The organism is Martelella sp. K41-7, from assembly GCF_055808365.1.
Map to the genome: position 1 here is coordinate 657,560 of NZ_CM147867.1, position 22,523 is coordinate 680,082.

At 59.5% G+C, this 22,523-nt stretch carries 18 protein-coding genes and 3 pseudogenes; 16 read left to right on the forward strand and 5 right to left on the reverse strand.

Translation table 11 applies throughout. The features are described 5' to 3' along the window. The first annotated feature begins 197 nt into the window (after positions 1–197). From AC0L7L_RS03090 to AC0L7L_RS03100, 3 genes and pseudogenes are all read left to right on the forward strand, one after another. Positions 198–992, forward strand: a complete 795-nt coding sequence (locus AC0L7L_RS03090) for a metallophosphoesterase (RefSeq protein WP_272210240.1) — start codon at positions 198–200, stop codon at positions 990–992. A gap of 528 nt (positions 993–1,520) precedes the next feature. Beyond that, positions 1,521–1,970, forward strand: coding sequence for a nuclear transport factor 2 family protein (locus tag AC0L7L_RS03095; protein WP_272210241.1), 450 nt, complete (start codon positions 1,521–1,523; stop codon positions 1,968–1,970). Positions 1,971–2,139: 169 nt separating this feature from the next. Then, positions 2,140–2,933, forward strand: a pseudogene (locus AC0L7L_RS03100) (IS5 family transposase). A gap of 248 nt (positions 2,934–3,181) precedes the next feature. Here AC0L7L_RS03100 and AC0L7L_RS03105 read toward each other — a convergent pair. Together AC0L7L_RS03105 and AC0L7L_RS03110 are read right to left on the reverse strand one after the other, a co-directional pair. Further along, positions 3,182–4,405 carry an IS256 family transposase gene (locus AC0L7L_RS03105; RefSeq protein WP_473511874.1) on the reverse strand — a complete coding sequence of 408 codons (1,224 nt, stop codon included), beginning with the start codon at positions 4,403–4,405 and terminating at the stop codon, positions 3,182–3,184. Between the two features lie 23 nt (positions 4,406–4,428). Continuing rightward, positions 4,429–5,604, reverse strand: coding sequence for an MFS transporter (locus AC0L7L_RS03110; protein ID WP_473511876.1), 1,176 nt, complete (start codon positions 5,602–5,604; stop codon positions 4,429–4,431). 725 nt (positions 5,605–6,329) lie between these two features. On the opposite strand from AC0L7L_RS03110, the gene AC0L7L_RS03115 reads away from it, so the two are divergent. From AC0L7L_RS03115 to AC0L7L_RS03130, 4 genes are all read left to right on the forward strand, one after another. Next, positions 6,330–7,034: a hydrolase gene (locus tag AC0L7L_RS03115; protein WP_272210243.1), complete on the forward strand. Its 705-nt coding sequence runs from the start codon at positions 6,330–6,332 to the stop codon at positions 7,032–7,034. A 57-nt stretch (positions 7,035–7,091) separates the two neighbouring features. Further along, positions 7,092–7,445, forward strand: coding sequence for a c-type cytochrome (locus AC0L7L_RS03120; protein WP_272210244.1), 354 nt, complete (start codon positions 7,092–7,094; stop codon positions 7,443–7,445). A gap of 415 nt (positions 7,446–7,860) precedes the next feature. Next, positions 7,861–8,874, forward strand: coding sequence for an SDR family oxidoreductase (locus tag AC0L7L_RS03125; protein ID WP_473511880.1), 1,014 nt, complete (start codon positions 7,861–7,863; stop codon positions 8,872–8,874). Positions 8,875–9,437: 563 nt separating this feature from the next. Next, positions 9,438–10,883, forward strand: coding sequence for a sensor histidine kinase (locus tag AC0L7L_RS03130; RefSeq protein ID WP_272210247.1), 1,446 nt, complete (start codon positions 9,438–9,440; stop codon positions 10,881–10,883). A 12-nt stretch (positions 10,884–10,895) separates the two neighbouring features. Here the strand turns inward: AC0L7L_RS03130 and AC0L7L_RS03135 are convergent, their stop codons facing one another. After that, a complete protein-coding gene (locus AC0L7L_RS03135) occupies positions 10,896–11,117 on the reverse strand; it encodes a LysR substrate-binding domain-containing protein (RefSeq protein WP_473511881.1) in 222 nt (73 codons plus the stop codon). Positions 11,118–11,753: 636 nt separating this feature from the next. Between AC0L7L_RS03135 and AC0L7L_RS03140 the strand changes: the two genes are divergently transcribed. From AC0L7L_RS03140 to AC0L7L_RS03155, 4 genes are all read left to right on the forward strand, one after another. Next, entirely contained in the window at positions 11,754–11,825 is a 72-nt protein-coding gene (locus AC0L7L_RS03140; RefSeq protein WP_272214089.1) for a hypothetical protein, read from the forward strand. A 72-nt stretch (positions 11,826–11,897) separates the two neighbouring features. After that, entirely contained in the window at positions 11,898–13,325 is a 1,428-nt protein-coding gene (locus tag AC0L7L_RS03145; RefSeq protein WP_473511883.1) for an MFS transporter, read from the forward strand. A gap of 37 nt (positions 13,326–13,362) precedes the next feature. Then, a complete protein-coding gene (locus AC0L7L_RS03150) occupies positions 13,363–14,652 on the forward strand; it encodes an epoxide hydrolase family protein (protein WP_473511886.1) in 1,290 nt (429 codons plus the stop codon). A 33-nt stretch (positions 14,653–14,685) separates the two neighbouring features. Next, positions 14,686–15,957, forward strand: a complete 1,272-nt coding sequence (locus AC0L7L_RS03155) for an epoxide hydrolase family protein (RefSeq protein ID WP_473511888.1) — start codon at positions 14,686–14,688, stop codon at positions 15,955–15,957. Positions 15,958–16,115: 158 nt separating this feature from the next. Here AC0L7L_RS03155 and AC0L7L_RS03160 read toward each other — a convergent pair. Then, positions 16,116–16,534: pseudogene (locus AC0L7L_RS03160) on the reverse strand (transposase); the annotation flags it as partial. Between the two features lie 46 nt (positions 16,535–16,580). Continuing rightward, a pseudogene (locus tag AC0L7L_RS03165) lies at positions 16,581–16,710 on the reverse strand (OB-fold nucleic acid binding domain-containing protein); the annotation flags it as partial. A 119-nt stretch (positions 16,711–16,829) separates the two neighbouring features. Here AC0L7L_RS03165 and AC0L7L_RS03170 point away from each other — a divergent pair. From AC0L7L_RS03170 to AC0L7L_RS03190, 5 genes are all read left to right on the forward strand, one after another. Then, complete coding sequence (locus AC0L7L_RS03170) at positions 16,830–17,408, forward strand: TetR/AcrR family transcriptional regulator (protein ID WP_272210253.1); 579 nt, start codon at positions 16,830–16,832, stop codon at positions 17,406–17,408. After that, positions 17,405–18,421 (forward strand): SDR family oxidoreductase, encoded by a 1,017-nt coding sequence (locus tag AC0L7L_RS03175; RefSeq protein ID WP_473511890.1) that lies wholly within the window; start codon positions 17,405–17,407, stop codon positions 18,419–18,421. The genes AC0L7L_RS03170 and AC0L7L_RS03175 overlap by 4 nt, the downstream gene beginning before the upstream one ends. 420 nt (positions 18,422–18,841) lie before the next feature. Next, the gene (locus AC0L7L_RS03180; protein ID WP_272210256.1) at positions 18,842–19,858 is read left to right on the forward strand and encodes an alpha/beta fold hydrolase; all 1,017 of its coding nucleotides are present in this window, start codon (positions 18,842–18,844) and stop codon (positions 19,856–19,858) included. 112 nt (positions 19,859–19,970) lie between these two features. Further along, a complete protein-coding gene (locus AC0L7L_RS03185; RefSeq protein ID WP_272210258.1) occupies positions 19,971–20,807 on the forward strand; it encodes an alpha/beta fold hydrolase in 837 nt (278 codons plus the stop codon). A 280-nt stretch (positions 20,808–21,087) separates the two neighbouring features. Beyond that, complete coding sequence (locus AC0L7L_RS03190; RefSeq protein WP_473511894.1) at positions 21,088–22,518, forward strand: PAS domain-containing sensor histidine kinase; 1,431 nt, start codon at positions 21,088–21,090, stop codon at positions 22,516–22,518. Positions 22,519–22,523: the final 5 nt, after the last annotated feature.

Below are 22,523 nucleotides of genomic sequence, written 5' to 3' on the forward strand. Positions count from 1 at the left end.
GAGGTAATGCGAAAATCAGAATGCCATTCGCATCGTCAGGGGTCGTTTGAGGCCTGTGGCAGAGGTCGCTCAAACCAGGTTCCGTGAATCGTGGTTAACGGCACGTTGACCGTCATTGGTTTCGGTGTGACATGCAGTCGAAATGATCTGCCTGCCTTCCACCCCATCGCGCTTCTCGCTGTGCAAATGTGAACATCATGCCCGTTTTGGTCACCGCCGACCTGCATCTCGACCAATGGCTCGGAGAAGGACGTGATCCCTTCGCCGCGCTGCCTCCTGAAACCTTCGGCACATTGGATGCACTGATCATCGCAGGAGATCTGGCGGACAAACCGAAAACGAGATGGCCAAGAATGCTTCAGCAGCTCGGGCGTCATATCGACCCGGCACGCATTTACGTGTTCCCCGGAAACCACGACTATTACCACCACGTCATTGATGGCGATGACCGTCTTGCCGAATTGACAGCTCACGCTGGAGCCAACTTTGCCCAGAAGGCAGAAATCACGGTCGGCAATACAAGGTTTCTGTGTTGCACGCTCTGGACTGACTTCGCGCTTCATGGCGCGCCTGCTACGGCCATGGCGTTCGCCAGAACACGGATGAATGATTACCGCTATATCCGTAAACCACCCCGGTACGGCAAGATCCAGCCCTCCGACACGGCGCTCGTTCACGGTGATCATCGGCGCTGGCTGGAAGACCAGTTGGCGTCGCCGTTTGCTGGCAAAACGGTCGTGGTGACGCATCACTGTCCGCATCCGGAGCTGCTGTCAGATACGCCAACCGAGTTTGATCCGATCTACGGATCGGATCTTCGGGCACTGATCACGAAGCACGATCCTGACGCCTGGTTGTTCGGACATACGCATCGACAGCGTGAAGCCGTTGAAGGCGACACGATCGTCCGCAATGTTTCGCTTGGTTATCCGTCGGAGGTGGAGGCCGGGCAGGAAGCTGAACTCTTGATGCGGGGCATGGTTGAAGCCTGAACATGCCGGGATCGTGTCCCGAGGCGTGGTGTAGCTGGATCGGTGGTCACCGGTGTTTTTCCGGTAGGGTCGGGTTGTTGAAGCTCAACCTGACGCCATCGAGATTGCGTCAGAGCCCCATTGCAACGCCGATTGACAATCTGGATGTTCACCGCCTCGCCCCAGCTGTTCGAGGCAGGCTCGGCGCTCATGGTCAGCATTCTTTCTCCACCGCAGCTTAAATGGCTCTCGACAGATACCTTGGTATCGGGTCGCCATACTTTGGAACCGTGGGCAAAACCCCAAGTGTGATTTCGCAAAAGGGCGGACGAATGCAAATAATTGGGCCACGTTGGCTGGGCACGATTTCTTCCTTCCATAGCCTGCTCCGCGTTCGTTCCCGGTCTTCAATGGCGAAAACTAAGCTGAAGACGAGGTGACCGTCAGGAGCGGAGGCGTGGACAAGAAGCTCAGCGGTCCAGATGTCGGTAATCCGCGAGAATGGCCTACGTAAATGACACCTTAAGTAACCAAACGGAGAAATTGAACATGAATGACGACGCACTTGCCAAAGTTCGTGTAACCATAGCCGCCGATTATTTCCGGTATGTCGATAATGGTGACCCCAGGCTCCCGGACCTGATGACCGACGACGTGGAAATCTATTTTCCCAAGTTTGGAACAAGTAAAGGAAAAGAAGCACTGGCAGAGGCCGCCCGGGGTCTAATGGCTTCCCTTCTGAGCCTCGCTCACGACATGGAAAGCATGAAGTATCATGTGGCCGGCAACCATGTAATCACAGAAGGCTTCGAGAGCGGTGTAACCAAAGACGGGATAGCATGGCCGATCGCCGGACGGTCTGAAGGTCGGTTCTGCAATGTTTTTGAGTTTGAAGGCGAGCTGATCAAACGACTGTTTGTGTATGTCGATCCCGATTTCGCCAGCACGCACGGTGAAAGGTTTCTTTGGGGAGATAGAATCCGGACATTGGAGGAATAAACGCCCTGCTCTGGATGATAACGTTTGCTTGCAACGTTTTGGACCATTCTCAGCAACTTCGAACGTCGACGCGGCTAAGTATCTGTCCAAGAATTGCGCTGACGCCCGGGGTTGAGTGAAGAGCGGCAATCAGATTCTTTGTATTTTGCGACAAATACGGAGATATCGAATGGCCTGGACACCCTTCACCTGGCGTCACCATGACAGAAGCCGCCTGCGCTACGCGAGTGACCTGACGGATCGGGAATGGAGCATGATCGCCCCTTTTATGCCATCACAGCCTTTGCGAGGCCGCAGGCGCAAGACCTCGCTTTGCGCCGTGATGGACGCCATTTTCTACCTGCTGCAGTCCCGATTACCAATGGGCGTTGCTGCCGCACGACTTTCCGCCGAAGAGCACAGTCCATCACTATTTCAAACGATTCTGCCGGGACGGGACATGGCGACGTATTCATGACGCGCTCTATTGCCGGACCCGGCGATTGGAGGGGCGCGAGGAGCAGACGTCGTTTGCCATCATTGACAGCCAGTCGGTGAAGACCGGCCCGGATGCCCGCCGCGATGTCGGCCATGATGCAGGCAAAAGGTCAAGGGCCGCAAGCGGCACATTCTGGTCGACACGCTCGGCATGCTTCTCAAGGCCGAGGTTCACTCGGCAGGCATTCAGGATCGCGACGGAGCAGCGCTCGTGTTCAACAAAATCGCCAATCGTTTTCCCTTCATCGAGAAAATCTGCGGTGATGGCGGCTATCAGGGCCGAAGGGTGGAAGAGGCAAACGCAATCAAGCAGGTTTTCAGGTTCTGCCGAAGCGCTGGATTGTCGAACGAACATTGGCGTGGCTCGGGATAAACCGCCGTTTGACAAAGGATTTTGAGCGGTTCTCAGCAATGAGCCTCGCCTTCATTCAGACCGCTATGATCAAGCTCATGACAAAGCGGCTCGCTCGCTATCCGCTTTCTTGAACAGACTCTAAGTTGGCTTCGAGAGTCCGGGTAGGCTTACCTGCTTACAGTGAAGTTGGCAGGTCGCGGTCGGTGGGTCAGTGTCAAGAGCGTTGAGGCCGCAATTGCAATTGCGGCGCACATGAAGAGAACAGGTCCCAGCATCACGTAACCTAATCCTCCGGCGATCAGACCGACAATACTTGCCACGGCGCCCGTGCTTTGCGTGTAGCCTGAGACTGTCTAGAATTTTGTGCCCTGGCGTTGTTTCAGGACATAGGGAAACGTTCTTCGAACATGATTGCGAGCTGGCTTTTGACGGCGTGCCATTCTCGCACTGAACGCTTCCACTCGGTTGAGGTAGCATTGAGGGCCAGATAGATCAACTTGGCCGCAGCCTCATCGCTCGGGAAGTGTCCGCGCGTTCTGACGGCGCGCCGGATTTTCGAGTTCAGCGCCTCAATGGAATTCGTGGTGTAGATCAGCCTGCGCACCTCGGGCGGATAGTCGAGAAACGGGATGACCTCGTTCCAGGCCCGCCGCCAGCTTGGCGCGATCGCCGGATAGCGCCCGGCAAGGTCACTGTCCTCGAAAGTTGCCAGCGCTTCTTCCGCCGCCTCGATATTCACGGCGGTGTAGACCGTCTTGAGCGCCTTGGCGACGGCCTTGCGGTCCTTGTAGCTGGCGAAATTCATGGAATGGCGCAGGAGATGGACAATGCAGGTCTGAACCTGCGTCCTCGGGAAGGCTGCCTCGATGGCCTGCGGAAAGCCCTTGAGGCCGTCGACCACGGCGATCAGAATGTCCTGAACACCCCGGTTGCGCAGATCGGAAAGCACGCTGGCCCAGAATTTGGCGCCTTCATTGGCCTGGAACCACAGGCCCAGCACGTCGCGCGTGCCGTCCGGAAGGATCGCCAGCGCCACGAACACCGCCTTGTTGGAGACCGCGCCGTCGCTGCGGATATTGACCCGGATCGCGTCCATGAAGACGATCGGATAGCAGGGCTCCAGAGGCCGGTTCTGCCATGCCGTGACCTCATCCATCACGCTATCGGTGATGGCGGAAATCAGGCCGGGGGACGCCTCCACGCCGTAGATTTCCTCGATATGCCCCTGGATCTCCCGGGTCGTCATGCCCCGGGCATACATCGAGATGATCTTGCGGTCGAAATCGGGAAAGCGGCGCTGGTATTTGGCGATCAGCACCGGATCGAAGGTGCCGTTGCGGTCGCGTGGGATGTCGAGGACCACCTTGCCGCTGTCGGTGGTCACCGTCTTGCTGCTGCTGCCATTGCGGCGGTTTGCCGGCTCGTTATGGCCTTCGGGCACAGCCTCAGCCCGCTCTTCGTCGAGATGGACGTCAATCTCGGTGCTCAGGGCACGTTCGGCCAGTGCTTTCGTCAGTTCGGACAGAATACCATCCTTGCCGAAAAGGTCACCGGGCGAGCGCCCTTGCATCAGGCGGTCCAGGAGTTCTTTGTCGATGCTCATACGTGGGTCTCCTCAAAGAGCAGTTACCACGCCAGAGCACAAAAATCAGGACAGTCCCTGTAGCCTTGGACCGCGCCCTGAAGCCGTTCACACGCCGCCTTGGACAGAACCGCCATGAAGGTCGGCCACATGAGCCCGTTTCCAAGTGCGATCAACGCTGCACCAGCATACACAAATTCCGCCCGAGGAAAGAAGAAGGCGGCGAACCCTAATGCCAGACACGCGCCGCCAAAGCTCATCAACGCCCTGTCACCGGATGTTTCGCCGAGACGTGCCAGAACTGGCCCTTGCACCAGGATCATTGCGACACTGAGAAGCGCAAAGAAAAGGCCGATCTGCGTCACACCCCAATCCAGAACTTCGATCGCATGGACAGGGAAAGCCACGTAAAAGAAACTGAATCCAAGCATGACGAGGAAGTTGACAACCATGAGCACTGGCATCCGCGGAAGAGCCAGAATTGCGCCTATCCCATCTGACTCGACACCCTCGACTTTGTAAGCGGACTGCTTTTCCTGTCCGTAGAGGTCACACGCGCTCGGCTCTTCAATAAATTTCGTAATTGGCTTGGGGACCGCTTCAACCAAACCAAACTGGATGAACCCCAAGGCGATCGCGGAGATGACTACCGCTGCAATCACGGGCAATGCCGCGCCCAAGACTGTTGCGCCAAGAAGCCCGGCCACTGCCGGGCCGACCACGAATCCAAGATTGCTGGCGACAGCCATTCGACCGAAATTCCTGGTGCGATCCTCTTCTGCAGTGATGTCCGACAAGTAGGCGTTGGACACGGATACATTTCCGCCTGTAAGCCCATCAGCCGCCCGTGCGAAAAACAACGCCAGCAAGGGAAGCGTCAGAACAAAATCCCCGAACCATGGGTTCGATACTTGGAATAACACTCCGTCCGGCAAGGCGAATGCGACCAGGAAGACGATCCAAGACAACAACGTTCCCAGCTGGCTGAGAAGCAAAAGTCGCCGACGCCCCATCCGGTCGGACATTTTGCCCAAGGCTGGCGCACCGAAGAGCTGAAAGAAGGAGTAAGTCGCCGCGAGGATGCCATAGACAACGGCGTTCCCGCCCCATTGTGTTACCAGAACCACGAGGAACGGCGTCACGATCGAAAAGCCCAGGGTGCCAACGAATGTCACGGCCAAGAGCGGAGCGATGGAAGGATTGGCATTTTTCGCGCTCAAGAGGCCCCACCGTCGTTTCCCGAAAAGAGCTTGGTGATCGAGCGGATGGTCGCTGTCCGCCAAGTTCTTAGCATTGTGCGCTAGTTCGAGCCGTCGATCCAGCCCTTGGCTACGGGCCGTCATCCGATGCGAAATCACTCCTGAGCATCAGCTTGAAAGACGCATGGCGAAAACTCGATCGGTGGTCCATTGGCGCTCGCAAAGCCGGGCACCTTCACAAGGCAACCGTCTGCGTGCAGCGCCTATACCTTGGCGTTAGCAGCACTGCCGGAACGGGCTAGTCGCGGTCGTCACGTATGATTGTGGCATCCTCCATCAGGCGCGATTCTTCCTTCAAGGCAGACACTTGCTCAGGTCGTTGGAGACCCTGCAACCAAGTCTGTCCATCGAGAATGGAGGACCCAATGCCTGCGCTGTCAAACCACCGAGAGACATCGTCCAAAGCGTCACCGACCGTGCAGCCAAGAAGCATAGCTTCGCCGCGAAGGCTAGCCACGTTCTCGCATCTGGTTGCCCTTCGCGCGCTTGAAAACGTTTCGCTGACAGCGCCGCTGCCGCCTTCCGTCACGATGGTGGAAACCTCGGCGAACGGGGCTGGCACCAGTCTCATCGCGACCGATTTCCTACTCAAGACCCCCCGAGATTTCCTGTCAATGCCCTGAATCGAACTGCGGCTGATGACAGGCAATACCCCGCCAACCAAACTCGAAACGAAAGGAAAACCAATGACTTTCAAGATCCTGACCTCTGCCTGCGTCGCACTGACGCTGTCGGCCTATGCCGGTCTGGCAGCCGACCCCGCTGACAGCCTGCTGACGGCGGACAACCACACGCTGATCCTTATCGATCACCAGCCGCAGATGGCGTTTGCCACCAAGTCAATCGACATTACCGAACTGCGCAACAACACGGTTGGCCTGACCAAGAGCGCCAAACTGTTCGAGGTACCCACCATCCTGACCACCGTCGCGGCCGACAGCTTCTCGGGCGCGATTTTCCCTGAAATCCAGGCCGTCTATCCGGACGTCGCGCCGATCGACCGCACAACGATGAACGCCTGGGAAGATGACAACGTCGTCGATGTGGTCGAGGATCTGGGCAGGAAGAAGCTGGTGCTGGCCGGGCTTTGGACCGAGATTTGTATCCTGCTGCCCGCTCTATCAGCGATCGAGGATGGTTACGAGGTCTATGTGGTTGTCGACGCGTCAGGCGGGGTCTCGGACGCCGCCCACGACATGGCCGTCGAACGCATGATCGCCGGCGGGGCTACGCCAATCACCTGGCTGCAGTACCTGCTTGAGTTGCAGCGCGACTGGGCTCGTGGTGAGACTTATGCCGGGGTCGCCGACATCGCGGTCGAGCATGGCGGCGCCTACGGGGTGGGCATTTTCTACGCCACCGAAATGTTCAACTCCACCGAAAGCAACTGAACACGGATCGCGAGGCGGGCCAGCGCCCGCTTCGTGTCCCGGCAAAGGGTTAACAGCATGAAATATTTGAGCGCTCTTGCGGTGATTGCCACTATCTTTGGCCCGCTCCATGCCCAGGCCGAAAATGGAAAGCTGGGCGAAAGAATCGGTTCTGCCGTCTACGGCCACCACTGTGCAGCCTGTCATGCACCACATGTCATCATGGTAGCATCGCCAAAACTGCATGACGAACGCGCCTGGAGCCAGAGGCTGGAAAAAGGCTTCAATGCGGTTCTTAGCAACGCGCTGAACGGGATCGGCGCGATGCCGGAAATGGGCGGATGTTCCGAGTGCTCCGAAGCAGAAATCGAAGCGGCGTTGCGCTACATGGCCGCCCCGGCGCTTTCAGCAACTGACCCGAGCGGTCAGTGAAGTCGCTCTTAGGGCGAACAGCCGATTTACGCTCAGTTACGACTTTGCCTGCGTTCAAGATCCGGCTCCGGAACCGGTGTTTGGAAGATTGATTTTCTTGCGGTGCACTTCAGCTTTAGTTTCTCCCAAGATCATTGTAACGTCTTCAGCGCTTGCAGATTGCAATACAGCAGTAGCGGCCAATAGAGTGGCAAATCTTGCACACTGTCGCGCCGGCCGGGTTGGTTCGTCGGTGCGAGCGATGCGAGGTGGGATTCTCGGGGACGCGGTTTATGAGGTTGAAACTTACTGCACAAAAGCTCTCACTGTCGCCTTGGTCGAGGTACCAGCGACACAGCACGGCAATGCATGGTTTTCGCGCCAGCACTGCCATGGCCATGCGTTCCAGTGCTCCTGCAATGGTGTTAGGATTCAGATGAGCACTGTTCTTGTCACCGGTGGTGCCGGCTTTCTGGCCAGTCACATCATCGTCCGGCTTCTGGGCCAGGGGCACCAGGTGCGCGCGACATTGCGCGACATGGCCCGACGGGACGCCGCCAGATCGTTGCTCCTTGGCGGTGGCGCAGATCCGTCACCGATTGAATTCACCCACGCGGACCTGACCGCTGACGCTGGTTGGCAGGAGGCCGTAAGGGGGTGCGACCACGTCTTGCACGTCGCCTCGCCCTTTCCCTCCCGGGCCTCCGAGCGACAGGATCAGCTGATAGGTCCGGCACATGACGGAACCTTGCGTGTGCTTCGGGCGGCGCGGGATGCAGGTGTTCGGCGCGTCGTGATGACCTCATGCTTCGGTGCTGTAGGGTTCGGGCAGCCGATGCGCGAAACTCCGTTCACCGAGGCCGACTGGTCCGATCCCGCAGCGCCGGACGTCGATGCATATACCAGATCCAAGATCGTGGCCGAACGCACCGCTTGGGAGTTCAAGGAAACCGAGGCCGGCGACATGGAGGTTTGCGTGATAAATCCAGGGGGAATACTGGGGCCTGTACTCGGGGCCGATTACTCCTGCTCAATCGGGCTCATCAAGACAATGATCGACGGCCGCCTTCCCGTCGCGCCAAAGGTCTTGTTTGGCATTGTGGATGTCAGGGATGCCGCCGATCTGCATATAGCTGCCATGATGGCTCCCGAGGCAGCAGGCCAGCGGTTCATCGCCGTATCAGGGGCGCCCTTATCTCTGATCCAAATTGCAGGAACATTGCGGGGTCTTGGTTCGATCGGCAGCAGAGCGCCGGTCTGGCAGCCGCCGGATTGGGCCGTCCCAGCAATGGCGCGGTTCCTGCCACCGCTGCGCCAGTTCGTTTCGCGGATTGGAATGCCGCGCCTTGCCTCCAGCGACAAGGCCAGAACGGTGTTGGGCTGGAGCCCGAGGCCGGTCGAGGAGACCATCGCCGCTACAGCAGAAAGTCTCGTGGCCCTCAATCAATGACAGCAGGGCCGCGCTGGACACCTGAAACAGGTCGATGGCCCTTCCCAAAGGGCCATCGACGTTTTCATAAACCGCGAAGATCACTGGATCTTCGAGAGGTGAAATTTCACCGCCCGTGTCTTTCCTGATTGGAAGAATCGCCATCGCCGAGGATCCCTTCAGTTTTGCGAGATCGCCGATGCTCAGCACAGGCAGCTCGATCTGGGGGACCGACTGGCGAAGACTGTTCTCCACGCCTTTCTGAAGCTGGAAGATCAAGGCCGCGGCCAACTTATAGACGCGGACAAAACTGGGAGCAGGTCAAGCTATTTCCAGAAAGCGCGATCCCGACCTGGTCCCGGGGCTCGCGCTTTCTTTTTATCCTTCCTCAAAGACTTTGTTTGCGGGCTTGGTGCGAGGGCTAAATCGTCTCTTGCAACAAGTGTTGTATGGACAGTAGCAGTGATCTCGGTGAATATCTCCAAGTGAACCGTTTTGGAGAACCGCCCCGTCGATGCGGTTTGGACTTTGCCCAGCAGATGGATCAAACTAAACGTTGGCCCGGGACGTCAGGAGGACTTCGCTTGGCGCATTTCAAACTGGGCGACTATGCCTTTTTCGCCGCCCCGACTTTGGTGCTGTTGCTGAGTATCCTGGCGTCGAATACGGCGAGCCTTCTGCCTTTCGTGCTGTCAGTTTTTCACCTCCTAATCCTGATCCTGGCCAAGCCGAGATTGGTACGCGAAAAGTTTCGGGCGCTGGCGGCCCTGGTCGTCACATGCGCCATGCTTGGCGTCGCACTCGCGCCCTCCGCAGCTTGGGACGATGGTGTTTGGCTCACCGCTGCCCTTTCGGCCTGCCTGGGCATCTGTTGCTGTGCGGCGGCTCTGGTCCTCCAGGGCAGTCGAGACGATGAGTTTATGGAGATGAAAACGCTGATCAACACCGTTCCCGCGCTTCTTTGGACCGCCGATGGGACGACCGCTGGCGTTAACTATATTAATCAGGTCTGGCAAGAGTTGGGCTGGACCCTCGAAGATCTCGAAGGCGACAAATGGGGCGATATGATGCACCCCGGTGACATCGATCGGCTGAGAGTACGGTGGCAGCATTCGGTGGAAACCGGCGAGCGCTACGAGGAAACCATGCGTGTGCGCCGACGCTGGGGCGAGTATCGATGGATGGTCATCCGCGCCACACCGGAATTCGACGCCACGGGCGGGGTGCGGCGCTGGTATGGCGTCGCCAACGATATCGACGATCTGAAGAAGGCCGAGGAGCGGCTGGAAGGGATGCGCCGCGATCTGGCCAGGGTGGTGCGTGCCAACACGATGGGCGAGCTCACCGCATCCATTGCACACGAGATCAACCAGCCATTGGCCGCAGCTGTGACCAACGGACAGGTTGCCATGCGCTGGTTGGCGGCTGAAACGCCAGATACATCGGAGATCGCGGAGGCGGTGGAAGAGTCCGTGGCTGGCGCGAAACGCGCCAGCGATGTGGTCGAGAGGTTGCGCAAGCTTTACCAGAAGTCCGATACCGAGCCTGTGCCGATCGATATTGCCGCTGTCATCGACGATTCCGTCACGCTGCTCGCCTCGACGGCGCGCAGTTCCGATATCGCTCTGATGGTCGAAAAGCCGGACACCATCGCCATGGTCATGGGCGACGCGATACAGTTGCAGCAGGTGCTTGTCAATCTGGTCGTCAACGGCATTGATGCGATCAGGTCAACGAGCGCCGAAACGGGGTCGGTCTCGATCGGGGTCAGGATCAAAGATGACGGGATCACCATCGAGGTGGAAGATTCCGGACCCGGCCTTTCTGCCTCGGACAAAGAGCGCCTGTTCGATGCGTTCTATTCGACAAAGTCGTCGGGTCTGGGCATGGGACTGGCCATTTGCCGCAGCATCATAGAGCGGATGGACGGAAGGATCACCGGCGAGAATTCGGCAAGGGGTGGCGCTTTGTTCAGTGTCTCGCTTCCGGTGGCGACCACGGCTGGCCTCGCTGCGACCGGGCCGGACTGACAAGCTGCATTATTATCCGGCCCAGCCGGGCTTGAAAAACCGGTTTGTCAGGTGGGTCACCAGCGCCTCGACCTTGGCCGGACGTGACCGGGCGGTCGGCGTCACGCAATAAAGCGCGTCGCCGGGCAGGGGCCAGTCGATCAGCAACGAACGCAGCCGACCGTCCAAAAAATGCTCGGCGGCAATGAAGTCAGCCAGTTCGGCGATGCCCAGACTATCGAGGACCGTGGCCACTGACACCCCAAGCGCGCGGCAGCGCCATAAGAGCGCTCCTCCGCCACCTTTGCGAATATCGCCAACCCTTCGAGATCCGGGAGCTTGGACGTGGCATTCTCTGCAACAATACACCTACACTGTTTCTATTTTGCGCTGCATTCCTTGTCCACCGCAGCTTAAATGGCTCTCACCAGATACCTTGGTATCGGGTTGCCATCCTTTGGAACCGTGCGTGAAACCCCAAGTGTGATTTCGCAAAAGCACCGCGCAGCCGATGCTGTTGCACATGCGTCGGTGGCCGATAGCCCGAGAGCGGCCTAGCCACGATGCAGCGGCGCCAGGCGATCCGACCCTCCCCGCAGTCGCTTGGCGCCGCCTACATATTACGTCATATTTGAAATGATGAATTTTAGTCATTGCTGTTTTGCAAGGCAATCGTGGCGAGTATTCATGGGGGGAACGAAACACCAACGGAGCAACTCCAGTGACAAAGAAACTTGAAGGAAAGATCGCCTTCGTCACCGGTGGCACGTCGGGCATCGGTCTGGCTGGCACGGACGAGAGTGCGCAGCAGGGCCTGCATGATTTCCTGGCCAGCCAGGTACCGTCGGGTCGGGTGGCGAACCGGACGAGATCGCCGAGGCGGTCGTCTTCCTGGCTTCGGATGCATCCACCTTCGTCAACGGGGCCGAGTTGTTCGTCGATGGCGGCATGGCCCAGGTCTGACGCCGTAGCCTTATGGGCCCGGCGCGACCGGCCGGCCTCCGTTTCCACAAGACCAGCCATGCCGAGGACATCATGACCAGCACACCTGCACTTCCCGCCTCCTCCCACCACCACCTAGGATCGGCGTTGGTCGTCTTTGCGACGGCGCAGTTGATCACGTCAATCGACTATAACATCGTCTATGTCGCGCTGCCCGAGATCGGCCAGAAACTGGGTTTCACTCCGCAATCGCTGCAGTGGGTGTTCAGCGCCTACTCGGTCGCATTCGGCGGGCTGCTTCTGTTGGGTGGGCGCGCGGCCGATCTTCTGGGGCGTCGGCGCATGTTCTTTCTGGGACTGGCGCTGTATGCATCATCATCATTGCTGGGCGGGTTTGCGCAATCCCCAGGCGAGATCATTCTGGCCCGTGCCATCCAAGGGGTCGGGGGCGCCGCTCTTGTGCCCGCGACGTTGTCGCTGATCTCGACTCTGTTCGCGGAGGGGCCTGAGAGGAACCGTGCGCTCGGCATTTGGGCGCTGGCCGGTTCTCTGGGACTGACGACCGGCTCGCTGGTCGGCGGCATTCTGGTGGGCACGTTCGGCTGGCCATCGGTGTTTTTCGTGAATGTCCCGATCGCACTTGCCGCGATGCTGGGTGCCTTGATTGCCATTCCCCCGGACGTGCCGGCCGAAACCGACCAGAGTTTTGATCTGCCCGGTGCCATGACCGCGACCCTTGGGATCACGCTGCTGGTTTTCACGCTGGCGCAGGCGCCGGAATGGGGCTGGACCTCGGCCGCGATCCTGTTTTCGGCCCTGGCCGCGCTGATCCTGCTGGCCGTTTTCCTGGGGCTCGAGGGCCGGGCCGCCTCCCCGTTGATGCCGTTGCGCCTGTTGCGGAGCGGCGGGCTGCCGACGGCAATGGCTTTGACCTTCACCTTTATGGCCACCTTCATGGCGCTGCCTTATTTCACGACCGAGCTGTTTCAGCGTGTTTATGGCTATACTCCGTTTCAAACCGGCCTTGCGTTCCTGTTGCCGAGCATAGCGATCGCGATCGGCACGCAGATCGGCGGCCGCATGGCATCGCGGCTTGGCGTTCGTCTACTGCTGCTGGCCGGTCTGGCGACCGGAGCGGTCGGAACCGCTCTGCTGGGCCTGATGATCACCCCTCAGGGCGACTATGGCGCGCTTGTACCAGGCTTCCTGATCCTTGGAGTGGGCCAGGGCGTGGCTTGGACGCCGATGTGGATTACCGCGACTGCCGGGGTCCGTGAAAACGAACACGGCATCGCGTCGGGCATGGCATCAACGGCGCTTTGGGTCGGTGGGGCCATGGGATTGGCCGTTCTGGTCCTACTGGCAGATGCCCCCGTCGGTGCGGCGGTGTCGCCGGACAGCCTGACTGTCAGCATTCGCACCGCCATCTTCGCCATAGCCGTCGGCATCGCCCTGATGCTGCCGATTGCGCACAGAGCCGGACGGGTGAAACCGACCGCCCCTTCCGTCATCGACACCTGAATAACCGAATAGGCCTGCAAATCAGAGGACACGAATGATGCAACACGACCCCGAAACCTCAAGCCAAGCCGTCTCCACGCGGCGCGACCTAATCCGGACATTCGGCGCCGTCGCACTGGGCGCGGGCGCAGCCCTGGCCGTAACCCAACCTGGCAGAGCGGCCTCAGCAACGTTCACCTTGCCGCCCGCGACAAGTGATGTAACGCCGTTTGAAGCCGGTTTTTCCCCCGAGGCCATCGCCGACCTCAAGCGCCGTCTCGACCGCACCCGTTGGCCCCAGGCCGAGACGGTTGCGGACCGGAGCCAGGGCGTTCGTCTTTCCGAGGTGCGCACCCTGGTCGACCATTGGCGCGACAGCTACGATTTCCGGCGATTGGCAGCCCGACTGAACGCCCTCCCGCAGTTCCGGACCGAAATCGACGGGCTGGGCATCCACTTCATCCATGTCCGCTCACCTCACGAGGGTGCAACGCCGATCATCCTGACCCATGGCTGGCCGGGCTCGGTTCTGGAATTCCTGAGTGTCGTCGACCCGCTGACCAACCCCACCGCCCATGGCGGCCGGGCCGAGGATGCCTTTCACGTCGTCATCCCGTCGCTGCCGGGCTACGGCTTTTCCGACAAGCCGGTGGAAGCAGGCTGGGGCTTGCCGCGCATTGCCCGTGCCTGGGGCGTTCTGATGGAGCGCCTGGGCTATTCCGACTGGCTTGCCCAGGGTGGGGACTGGGGCGCGGGTGTAACCACCTGGATGGCCAAGCAGCATGTGCCCGGCCTGAAGGGCGTGCATCTGAACCTGCCGATCCTCTTCCCGCCCCCCATCGAGGGCCAGCCGAGCGACGAGGAAATGGCCTCCATCGGCCAATTGATCGAGTTCGGCAATGTCGGCTCGGGCTATGCAAGGCTGCAGGCAACGCGACCGCAGACCCTGGGTTACGGGTTGCATGATTCACCCGCCGGTCAGGCCGCTTGGATCTACGAGAAGTTCAGCGAATGGACCGACAGCAGCGGCGACCCGGCCGAGGTTCTGTCGGGCGACGAGATGCTCGACAACATCACGCTCTATTGGTTGACAGACACCGCGGCGTCGTCCGCCCGGCTTTACGGCGAAAGCTTCGCCAGTGACTTCTCGACCCAGGTGCTGGACCTGCCGGTGGCCGTCAGCGTCTTTCCGGGCGAGCTCTATCGCCCGCTGAAGGTCTGGGGCGAGCGCGCCTACTCCGACCTTGTCTATTGGAACGAGGTCAACCGCGGCGGCCATTTCGCCGCTTTCGAGCAACCCGAAATCTTCGTCACCGAGCTTCGCCGCGCGCTGCAAGCGCTGCGTTGATTACGGACGCCCCCCATCGAAAGGATCGAACCCATGGCAATCTTGACTGATCACACACTTTCCCGCCGCTCTGTTCTGGTCGGCCTGACCGTCGGCGGCACGGCATTGGCCCTGCCGTCCGGCATGGCGTGGGCCGTTTCGGGCGCTGTCGCTCTACCGGAGGCAACCGAAGCTATCACCCCCTTCACCGTTGATATTCCGCAAGAGGCCATCGCCGATCTTCGCTTACGGCTTGAAGAGACGCGCTGGCCCGGTGCCGCGACGACCGACGACTGGTCGCAGGGCGTTCCCTTGGCGCGGATGCAGGAGCTGGCCGCGTACTGGCGCAATGATTATGACATGAGCCGGTTGCAAACGCGGCTGAACGCCTACCCGCAGTTCCGCACGCGCATCGACGGGCTGGGGATCCACTTCCTGCATGTCCGCTCACCCCACGCGGACGCGATGCCGATCCTCTTGACCCATGGCTGGCCCGGTTCGGTGCTGGAATTTCTGAACCTGATCGGCCCGCTGACCGACCCCACCGCCCATGGTGGCCGGGCCGAGGATGCCTTCCACGTCGTCATCCCGTCGCTTCCCGGCTTCGGTTTTTCCGACAAACCGGCCGAGGAAGGCTGGAACGTCGCCCGGATCGCCACGGCCTGGGGTACGCTGATGCAGCGCCTCGGCTATGACAAGTGGGTTGCACAGGGAGGCGACTGGGGGGCGGGTGTGACCACCGCGCTCGGCCATATCAAGCCGGCGGGTCTGGCGGGCGTCCACCTGAACTGGCCGCTGGTCTTTCCCGAGAAAGTTCCGGCCGAGGGGCTGTCTGCGGATGAACAACGCGCCGTCGATGCCGCCGGTGTCTTCCTCAGCGACGGGTACGGTTATTTCCTGCAGCAGTCCACCCGGCCGCAGACGGTCGCCTATGCGCTGACCGACAGCCCGGTCGGCCAGGCCGCCTGGATCTATGAGAAATTCCAGGCCTGGGCCGATCATGACGGCGACGTCGAAACTGTCCTGAGCCGCGACGAAATCCTCGACGATATCTCGCTTTTCTGGTTCACCGAGACGGCGGCGTCTTCGGCCCGGATCTATTGGGAAAACTACCCGTCCAGCTTCTCGGGCGGACGGATCGACTTGCCGGTGGGGGCCAGCATCTTCCCGGGTGAGCTTTACCGCGCGCCGCGCAGTTGGGCGGAGCAGGCCTATCCCCAACTGATCCACTGGAACGAGCTGGACAAGGGCGGCCATTTCGCGGCGTTCGAACAGCCGGACATCTTCATCGATGAATTGCGCGCTACATTCAGCCAGTTGCGGTGAAGAGAGTGATGTGATCGAACTTCGCGCCCATGACGGCATTGGCCGGGTGCAGAACGACTGGCTGAACGCCCGCCTGCATTTCGCCTTTGCCTGCATGGGCAACCCCGAGCATGTGCCGTTGGATGCGCTGAAGGTCTGGAACGACGATGCGTTCTCGGCTGGCGGCGACTGGGAGACCGCCGCTTCCAGGCATGGCAACCGCTTAAGCTTACGCCCGCAAAGGCGCACAACGCGACAGAGACATGTGGGCCTTCTCCGTGTCGACGAAGGCGAACCTTATCGATTTGTCTCCCGTGCGAAGAAGGCCGTCGCTTTTATTTAACAAGTCGCGCTCGTGTCGAAGAAGTTCATTCTTCTTGCGCAGACGCGCAAGCTCCTTGTTCACGTCCTCGTGCGGACCGGCAAGAAGATGCTGCTCCTCGAAAACCTGACGCCAGCGACCAAGTGTCGATTTCCCAATCCCAAGAGCCGCCGCAACCGACGATATCCCACGACCGCTCGTCGTCAGAATGCGGACCGCCTCCCGTTTGAACTCTTCTGTAAACTCTCGCTGCTTCAGTTCCATAACTCCTGTCAGGTAATACCAACGGAAGCTCTCCACTTTCGAAGGGGAAGTCCATGCCTGACCCGAAGACAGTGCGGCGGTATTTCTCGAACACTTTTGCCCAAACAACGAGATTGGCCACGGCAGTTCTCGTCCTCAAGCGTGATGAACATCACGCCTTTGGCGGAGCCTGGTCGTTGGTGCGCGAGAGTGAGGTCCACAAAGTTGGCCCGGCGGCCGTCGTGCAGGCGGCTTCGCCAGTCTTCGCGCAATTGACATCGACCAACTTTACTATATTGTCCAAATTAGTAAATCTGGTAGGAATTGCATGGAAACAACGAACAATCCGCGTCGGGAAGCCATACTCGCCGAAGCGGTGCGGGTATTCGGCCGGTTCGGCTACAAGAAAACAGCTGTCCAGGATCTGGCGGATGCGGCGGGGCTTTCCAAGCCTGGTCTCTATCTGCACTTCGCAAGTAAGGACGAGATTTTCCGCGCGGCGATGGAGAAGTATCTTTCGGACGCGCTGGACGATGTCAAAAATCTGCTGACGCAGCACGAGGTTCCGCTGGATAAACGCGTGCTCGGCGCGATGGATAGCTGGTTCGGACGGCATCTGAGAACCTTTACGCCTGAAGCCTTTGACGTGATCGCCGCGGGCGATCGTCTGTCCTTCAAGGAAGTCGAAGGCATCAAGCAGTTGCTTATGCAGCTTTTTGCCGAGACGTTCCAGCAGGCCGGTTTCGATCCATCGGATGCGGCAAACCGGGCTCAGGTCCTTTTCCTCTGCGGCCTGAGCTGGAAGCAGCCTGGCATGACACCACAAGCCTTCCTGTCGGCGATCAAACCCTGCGTTCAGGTTTGCTGCGAGGGCGCATCTGGAGCCAATGGAGACGAAATTAAATGAGCAAGGTACTTGTTACCGGCGGTACGGGATTTCTCGGGGCGCATATACTGGTGCAGCTCCTGAATGCCGGTCATGACGCGCGCGCGACCATCAGGAGCATGGACAAGAAAGACAGACTCCTGAAAATGCTGCAGGCGGGCGGCGCCCGCTCCGAAGCGCTTGAGCTTTTCGAAGCCGATCTTGAAGACGACAATGGCTGGGCGGAAGCGATGGCAGACTGCGACTATGTCTTGCATGTCGCATCGCCATTTCCTGCCGGAAGCCCCGATGACGAAGGCGCGCTCATCCGCCCGGCGCGAGACGGCACCATACGGGTGCTGCAGGCAGCGCGTGCGGCCGGCATCAAACGCGTTGTGATGACATCGTCGTTTGCCGCCATTGGTTACGGTCATCCGCCACGACGCGAAGCCTTCACCGAAGCCGATTGGTCGAACCTCGATGCGCCGGACGTTTCCGCCTACATCAAATCGAAGATACTGGCCGAACGCGCTGCATGGAAATTTACGGAAATGGAGGGCAAAGCTGCTGAGCTGTCGGTTATCAACCCCACCGGAATTTTCGGTCCGGTTCTGGGGTCTGACTATGCGAGTTCCATCAGCCTGATTGATGCCATGCTTGAGGGGCGGATGCCATTTGCTCCGCGTATCTTCTTCGGCGTGGTCGATGTCAGGGACGTGGCTGCGCTGCATCTTCTGGCCATGAATGCTCCCGAGGCTGCAGGGCAACGGTTCATTGCCGCTTCCGGCGAGCCCGTCTCGATGATTGCCGTCGCGCAGATATTGCGCAGTCACCTCGGGCCGGCAGCGGCAAAGGCCCCGCGACGTCAGCTTCCCGATTGGGTTTTCAAAGTGATGGCCCGGTTTTCGCCGCCATTGCGAGAGTTGACGCCGCAACTCGGCAAGTTTCGGAATGCCTCGAACACAAAAGCCAGGGAGGCGCTTGGCTGGTCTCCGCGCAGCGCGGATGAGACCATTCTGGCGACGGCGAGAAGCTTGCTTGAATTGAGAAGCTGACGGGCTGAGGCAATCCGGGAGCGGTCGGCGCCTCGACAGCCTGCTGTTTTACTTTCCTCTGCAATCTTTCCTTGGGCAAAGGCTGAAGCGGCTCGGCGAGTTGCTTCTCCTTCCTGTCAAGCCACGCCACCGCAAAAGGTCAAGGCGCGGCAGACCGATCGATAGTGCCGCACTCATACCAAGGTTTCGGCCACTCACCCCAAAATTCAGCGCGTTCGGCCGCATGTATGATTCCTGCAGCGCCCGGGATTCCCGACAATTCGATCAGATGAACCGGCCCGGGCAATGTTTCGCCTGTTCCCGGTCGTTCGGGCAAACGCCGCTGCGTATCGCCTGAGCGTGCCGACGAGCTTCGCCGTCAAGGCGGCTTGGCCTGAGCCGGATGCAGCTTTTTGTCTCGAAGCGAAAGGAAGGTCTCCCATGCGCAGATATAACCGAACCGCCATGTTTGCGGTTGTCTTGATAGCGGTCGTCACCACGACGGCTGGCAAACGGGCGGAAGCCCAGTCTGATCCCTATGCGGGAACTGATGTCTCCGATGCGACCCTTGTCGGCGAACTTTCCGGGTTTTCCGAGGGCTTTGCCAAGGTCAACGGCATTCGCCTTCATTATGTCGAGGGCGGCGAGGGGACGCCCGTCGTTCTGCTGCCAGGCTGGCCGCAGACATGGTGGGCCTATCACAAGATCATGCCCGCCCTTGCCGAACGCTACCACGTCATTGCCGTTGATATCCGCGGCATGGGCGCCTCGGACAAGCCGGAGGGCGGTTACGACAAGAAAAACATGGCCGCCGATGTTCTCGAACTGATCGAGAGCCTTGGCTACGACAAGGCGCATATTGTCGGTCACGACATTGGCTCGCAGGTAACCTACGCCTTTGCCGCGAACTATCCTGATGCGACGCTCTCCGCGACGTTTCTTGATGTGCCTGGCCTCGATGACGCGGTCCTTGGCCTGAAGCTCCTGCCGGAGCCCGGCGGAATGACCGAGAAGGCAACACCGGAAAATTTCTTTCTCTGGTGGTTCGCGTTTAATCAAGTGGAAGGATTGCCAGAAGACCTGATCGCGGGCCGCGCGCATCTCTATGAAGACTGGTTCTTCAACTACCTTATGGTTGATCAGTTGGATATGAGCGAGCGAGACCGTGCCATCTATGCGCATGCCTATAATTCACGCGATGCGATCCGTGCCGGCAACGGCTGGTACCAAGCCTTTCCGCAGGACATCGTCGACGCTCGAGTCTACTCGGATCTCGAGATGCCGACGCTGGGGCTCGGCGGCTTTGGCTACTACTGGATAGCCAACTTCCTCGAGACGCACGCCGAATCCTATCAGATCGAGCAACTGGAAGGTGTTGGCCATTACGTCATGGAAGAAGCGCCTGATGTCGTGACCGGATACCTGCTCAATTTCCTCGAAGTGGCTGAGACCAACTAGTCGATAGCCATCTTCTCACCTGCGTCGAAAGACGGCGCAGGGATAGCGGGGAGGCCGCCTTCTCGTGGCCTTTCACATTCAAACGCAACCTCACTCCAAAGGAACCTATGCTATGTCCACAGTCACCACCGCCGATAACGTCGAAATCTACTTCAAGGACTGGGGGCCGAAAGACACCCGTCCGATCGTCTTTCACCATGGCTGGCCGCTCAGCTCGGATGAATGGGATGCGCAGATTCTCTACTTCCTCTCCAAGGGTTACCGGGTAGTCGCGCATGATCGGCGCGGGCATGGAAGGTCCGCCCAGGTCGATCACGGGCATGATATGGACCACTATGCCGCAGACGCTTTTGCGGTGGCCGAGGCGCTGGATCTGAAAAACGCGGTCCACATCGGTCACTCGACGGGAGGAGGCGAAGTGGCGCGCTATGTCGCCAGGCACGGCCAGCCGGCCGGGCGCGTCGCCAAGGCCGTACTGGTCGCGGCGGTGCCGCCTCTGATGATGAAGACCGATGCCAATCCCGAAGGTCTGCCCAAGGACGTCTTTGACGGTTTCCGCCAGGCCCTTGCCGCCAGCCGTGCGCAGTTTTTCCGCGATGTCCCCGCCGGGCCGTTCTACGGCTTCAACCGCGATGGCGTGGAAATGCAGGAAGGCGTCGTTCAGAACTGGTGGCGCCAGGGGATGATGGGCGGCGCCAAGGCGCATTTCGATGGCATCAAGGCGTTTTCGGAGACGGACCAGACCGAAGATCTGAAGGCCATTTCGGTGCCGACTCTCGTCATGCACGGCGAGGACGACCAGATCGTTCCGATTGTCGCTTCCGCGCACAAGGCAGTGAAGCTGCTGCAGAATGGCAGCCTCAAGACCTATCCCGGTCTCTCGCATGGGATGTTGACGGTGAATGCCGACGTTCTGAACGCGGATCTGCTTGCCTTCATTGAGAGTTGACCGTTCCCGAAGACCGAGACGACCTCAGTTTCGTTGTATTTGATACAATCTCTTTCAAGGCATGATCCGGCTTCGCCAGGGTCATGCTTTTCTTTTTATCAGTTGCTGTAGGGTTTACCCGAAAGGCTCGATTAGAAGACCAGGACCGGTCCAGACTGCGTGATCGGCCAACGCGATTATATCCGATCTGGAACGAAGCAGGACTGCGCCGTTTCCGATTTGGCCCGACGAAAAGGCCGGATAGGGAGAACTTTGTGTAAGAAGCCTTCGAGGAGGGCGCGTGTCACCACTTATCTTCGCTCGTGCTGCATTCTTCTCGGCCCCGTTCCTTCTTCTGCTATTCTCCATTGGCTGGATGGGCGGAACGATGCAGTTGCCGTTCGCCGCAAGCATCTTTTGCATTGTCATTATGGTTGTCGGGCAAGCGATACTAAAGGCAAAACTGTTCCGGTTTCTCGCTGCGCTCTCCACGTTTTCTGCCGCACTTATTCTTGTGGCTGTGCCCTTTCAGCAAAGAGTAGGCGGAGAATGGGTTGCTGCGGCAGTGTTGTCTTTCCTGGGTGTGGCGCTGAGCGCGGTCTTTCTCGATCGTCGCAGCAGAGAGCTTGATCGCCTTCTCGAACTGGAAACGCTGACGGATACTGTTCCCGCCCTCATATGGACTGCGGACGGGGAGCGCGGCGTCGATTATGTGAACCAGCGCTGGCAGGATCTGGGCTGGACCTTTGAAGATCTCTCCGGCCACAATTGGGGCGTGATGATGCATCCCGACGATCTCCCGCGATTGCGCAGACAATGGCAGGCCTCAGTCGATACAGGCAAGGCGTATGAAGAGACCATGCGCGTGCGCAAGCCATGGGGAGATTACCGCTGGATGGTTCTCCGCGCGACGCCGGAGCGTGATGAAAACGGTGCTGTGCTTCGCTGGTGCGGCATTGCCAGTGACATTGATGATTTGAAGAAGGCAGAGGACCGTCTGGAGGTGATGCGCAATGACCTTGCGCGCGTCACGCGCGCCAACACGATGGGAGAACTCACCGCCTCGATCGCACACGACATCAACCAGCCGCTGACGGCCGCCGTGACCAACGGTCAGGTCGCGTTGCGATGGCTTTCGACTGGTGCACCTGACCTGAGTGAGGTCGTTGAGGCCGTCGAGGAATCTGTGGCCGGGGCGAAGCGCGCCAGCGATGTCGTCGAGCGGCTTCGCAACCTCTATCAGAACTCGGAAATAAAGCCGGTCGCCGTTGACGTGCGCTCGGTCATTGAGGATTCCGTGTCGCTGGTGTCAGCGCTGGCCCGGCGCTCGGATGTCGCCTTGCAGGTGGATCAGGCCGCCGAGCTCGAACCTATCCTTGGCGATCCGATCCAGCTGCAGCAAGTTGTCATCAACCTTATTGTTAACGGCATTGATGCCACGAAATCGGCTGGTCGTCCGTCCGGAACCATCATGATACGGACCTCTACCGAAGCTGATGGCCGCGTGGCTATCGAAGTGGAGGATGAGGGCACCGGCATTTCTCCCGAGATTGCCGACCGCCTGTTCGATGCCTTCTTCTCCACGAAAACTTCGGGCCTCGGCATGGGGCTGGCAATTTGCCGTACCATTATCGAGCGACTGGGCGGGACGATAACCACCCGAAATGCTCCGAACGGCGGTGCGATCTTCCGTGTGTGTCTGCCTCCGATCAAGCGGCATGCAGAGGGGTGAAATGC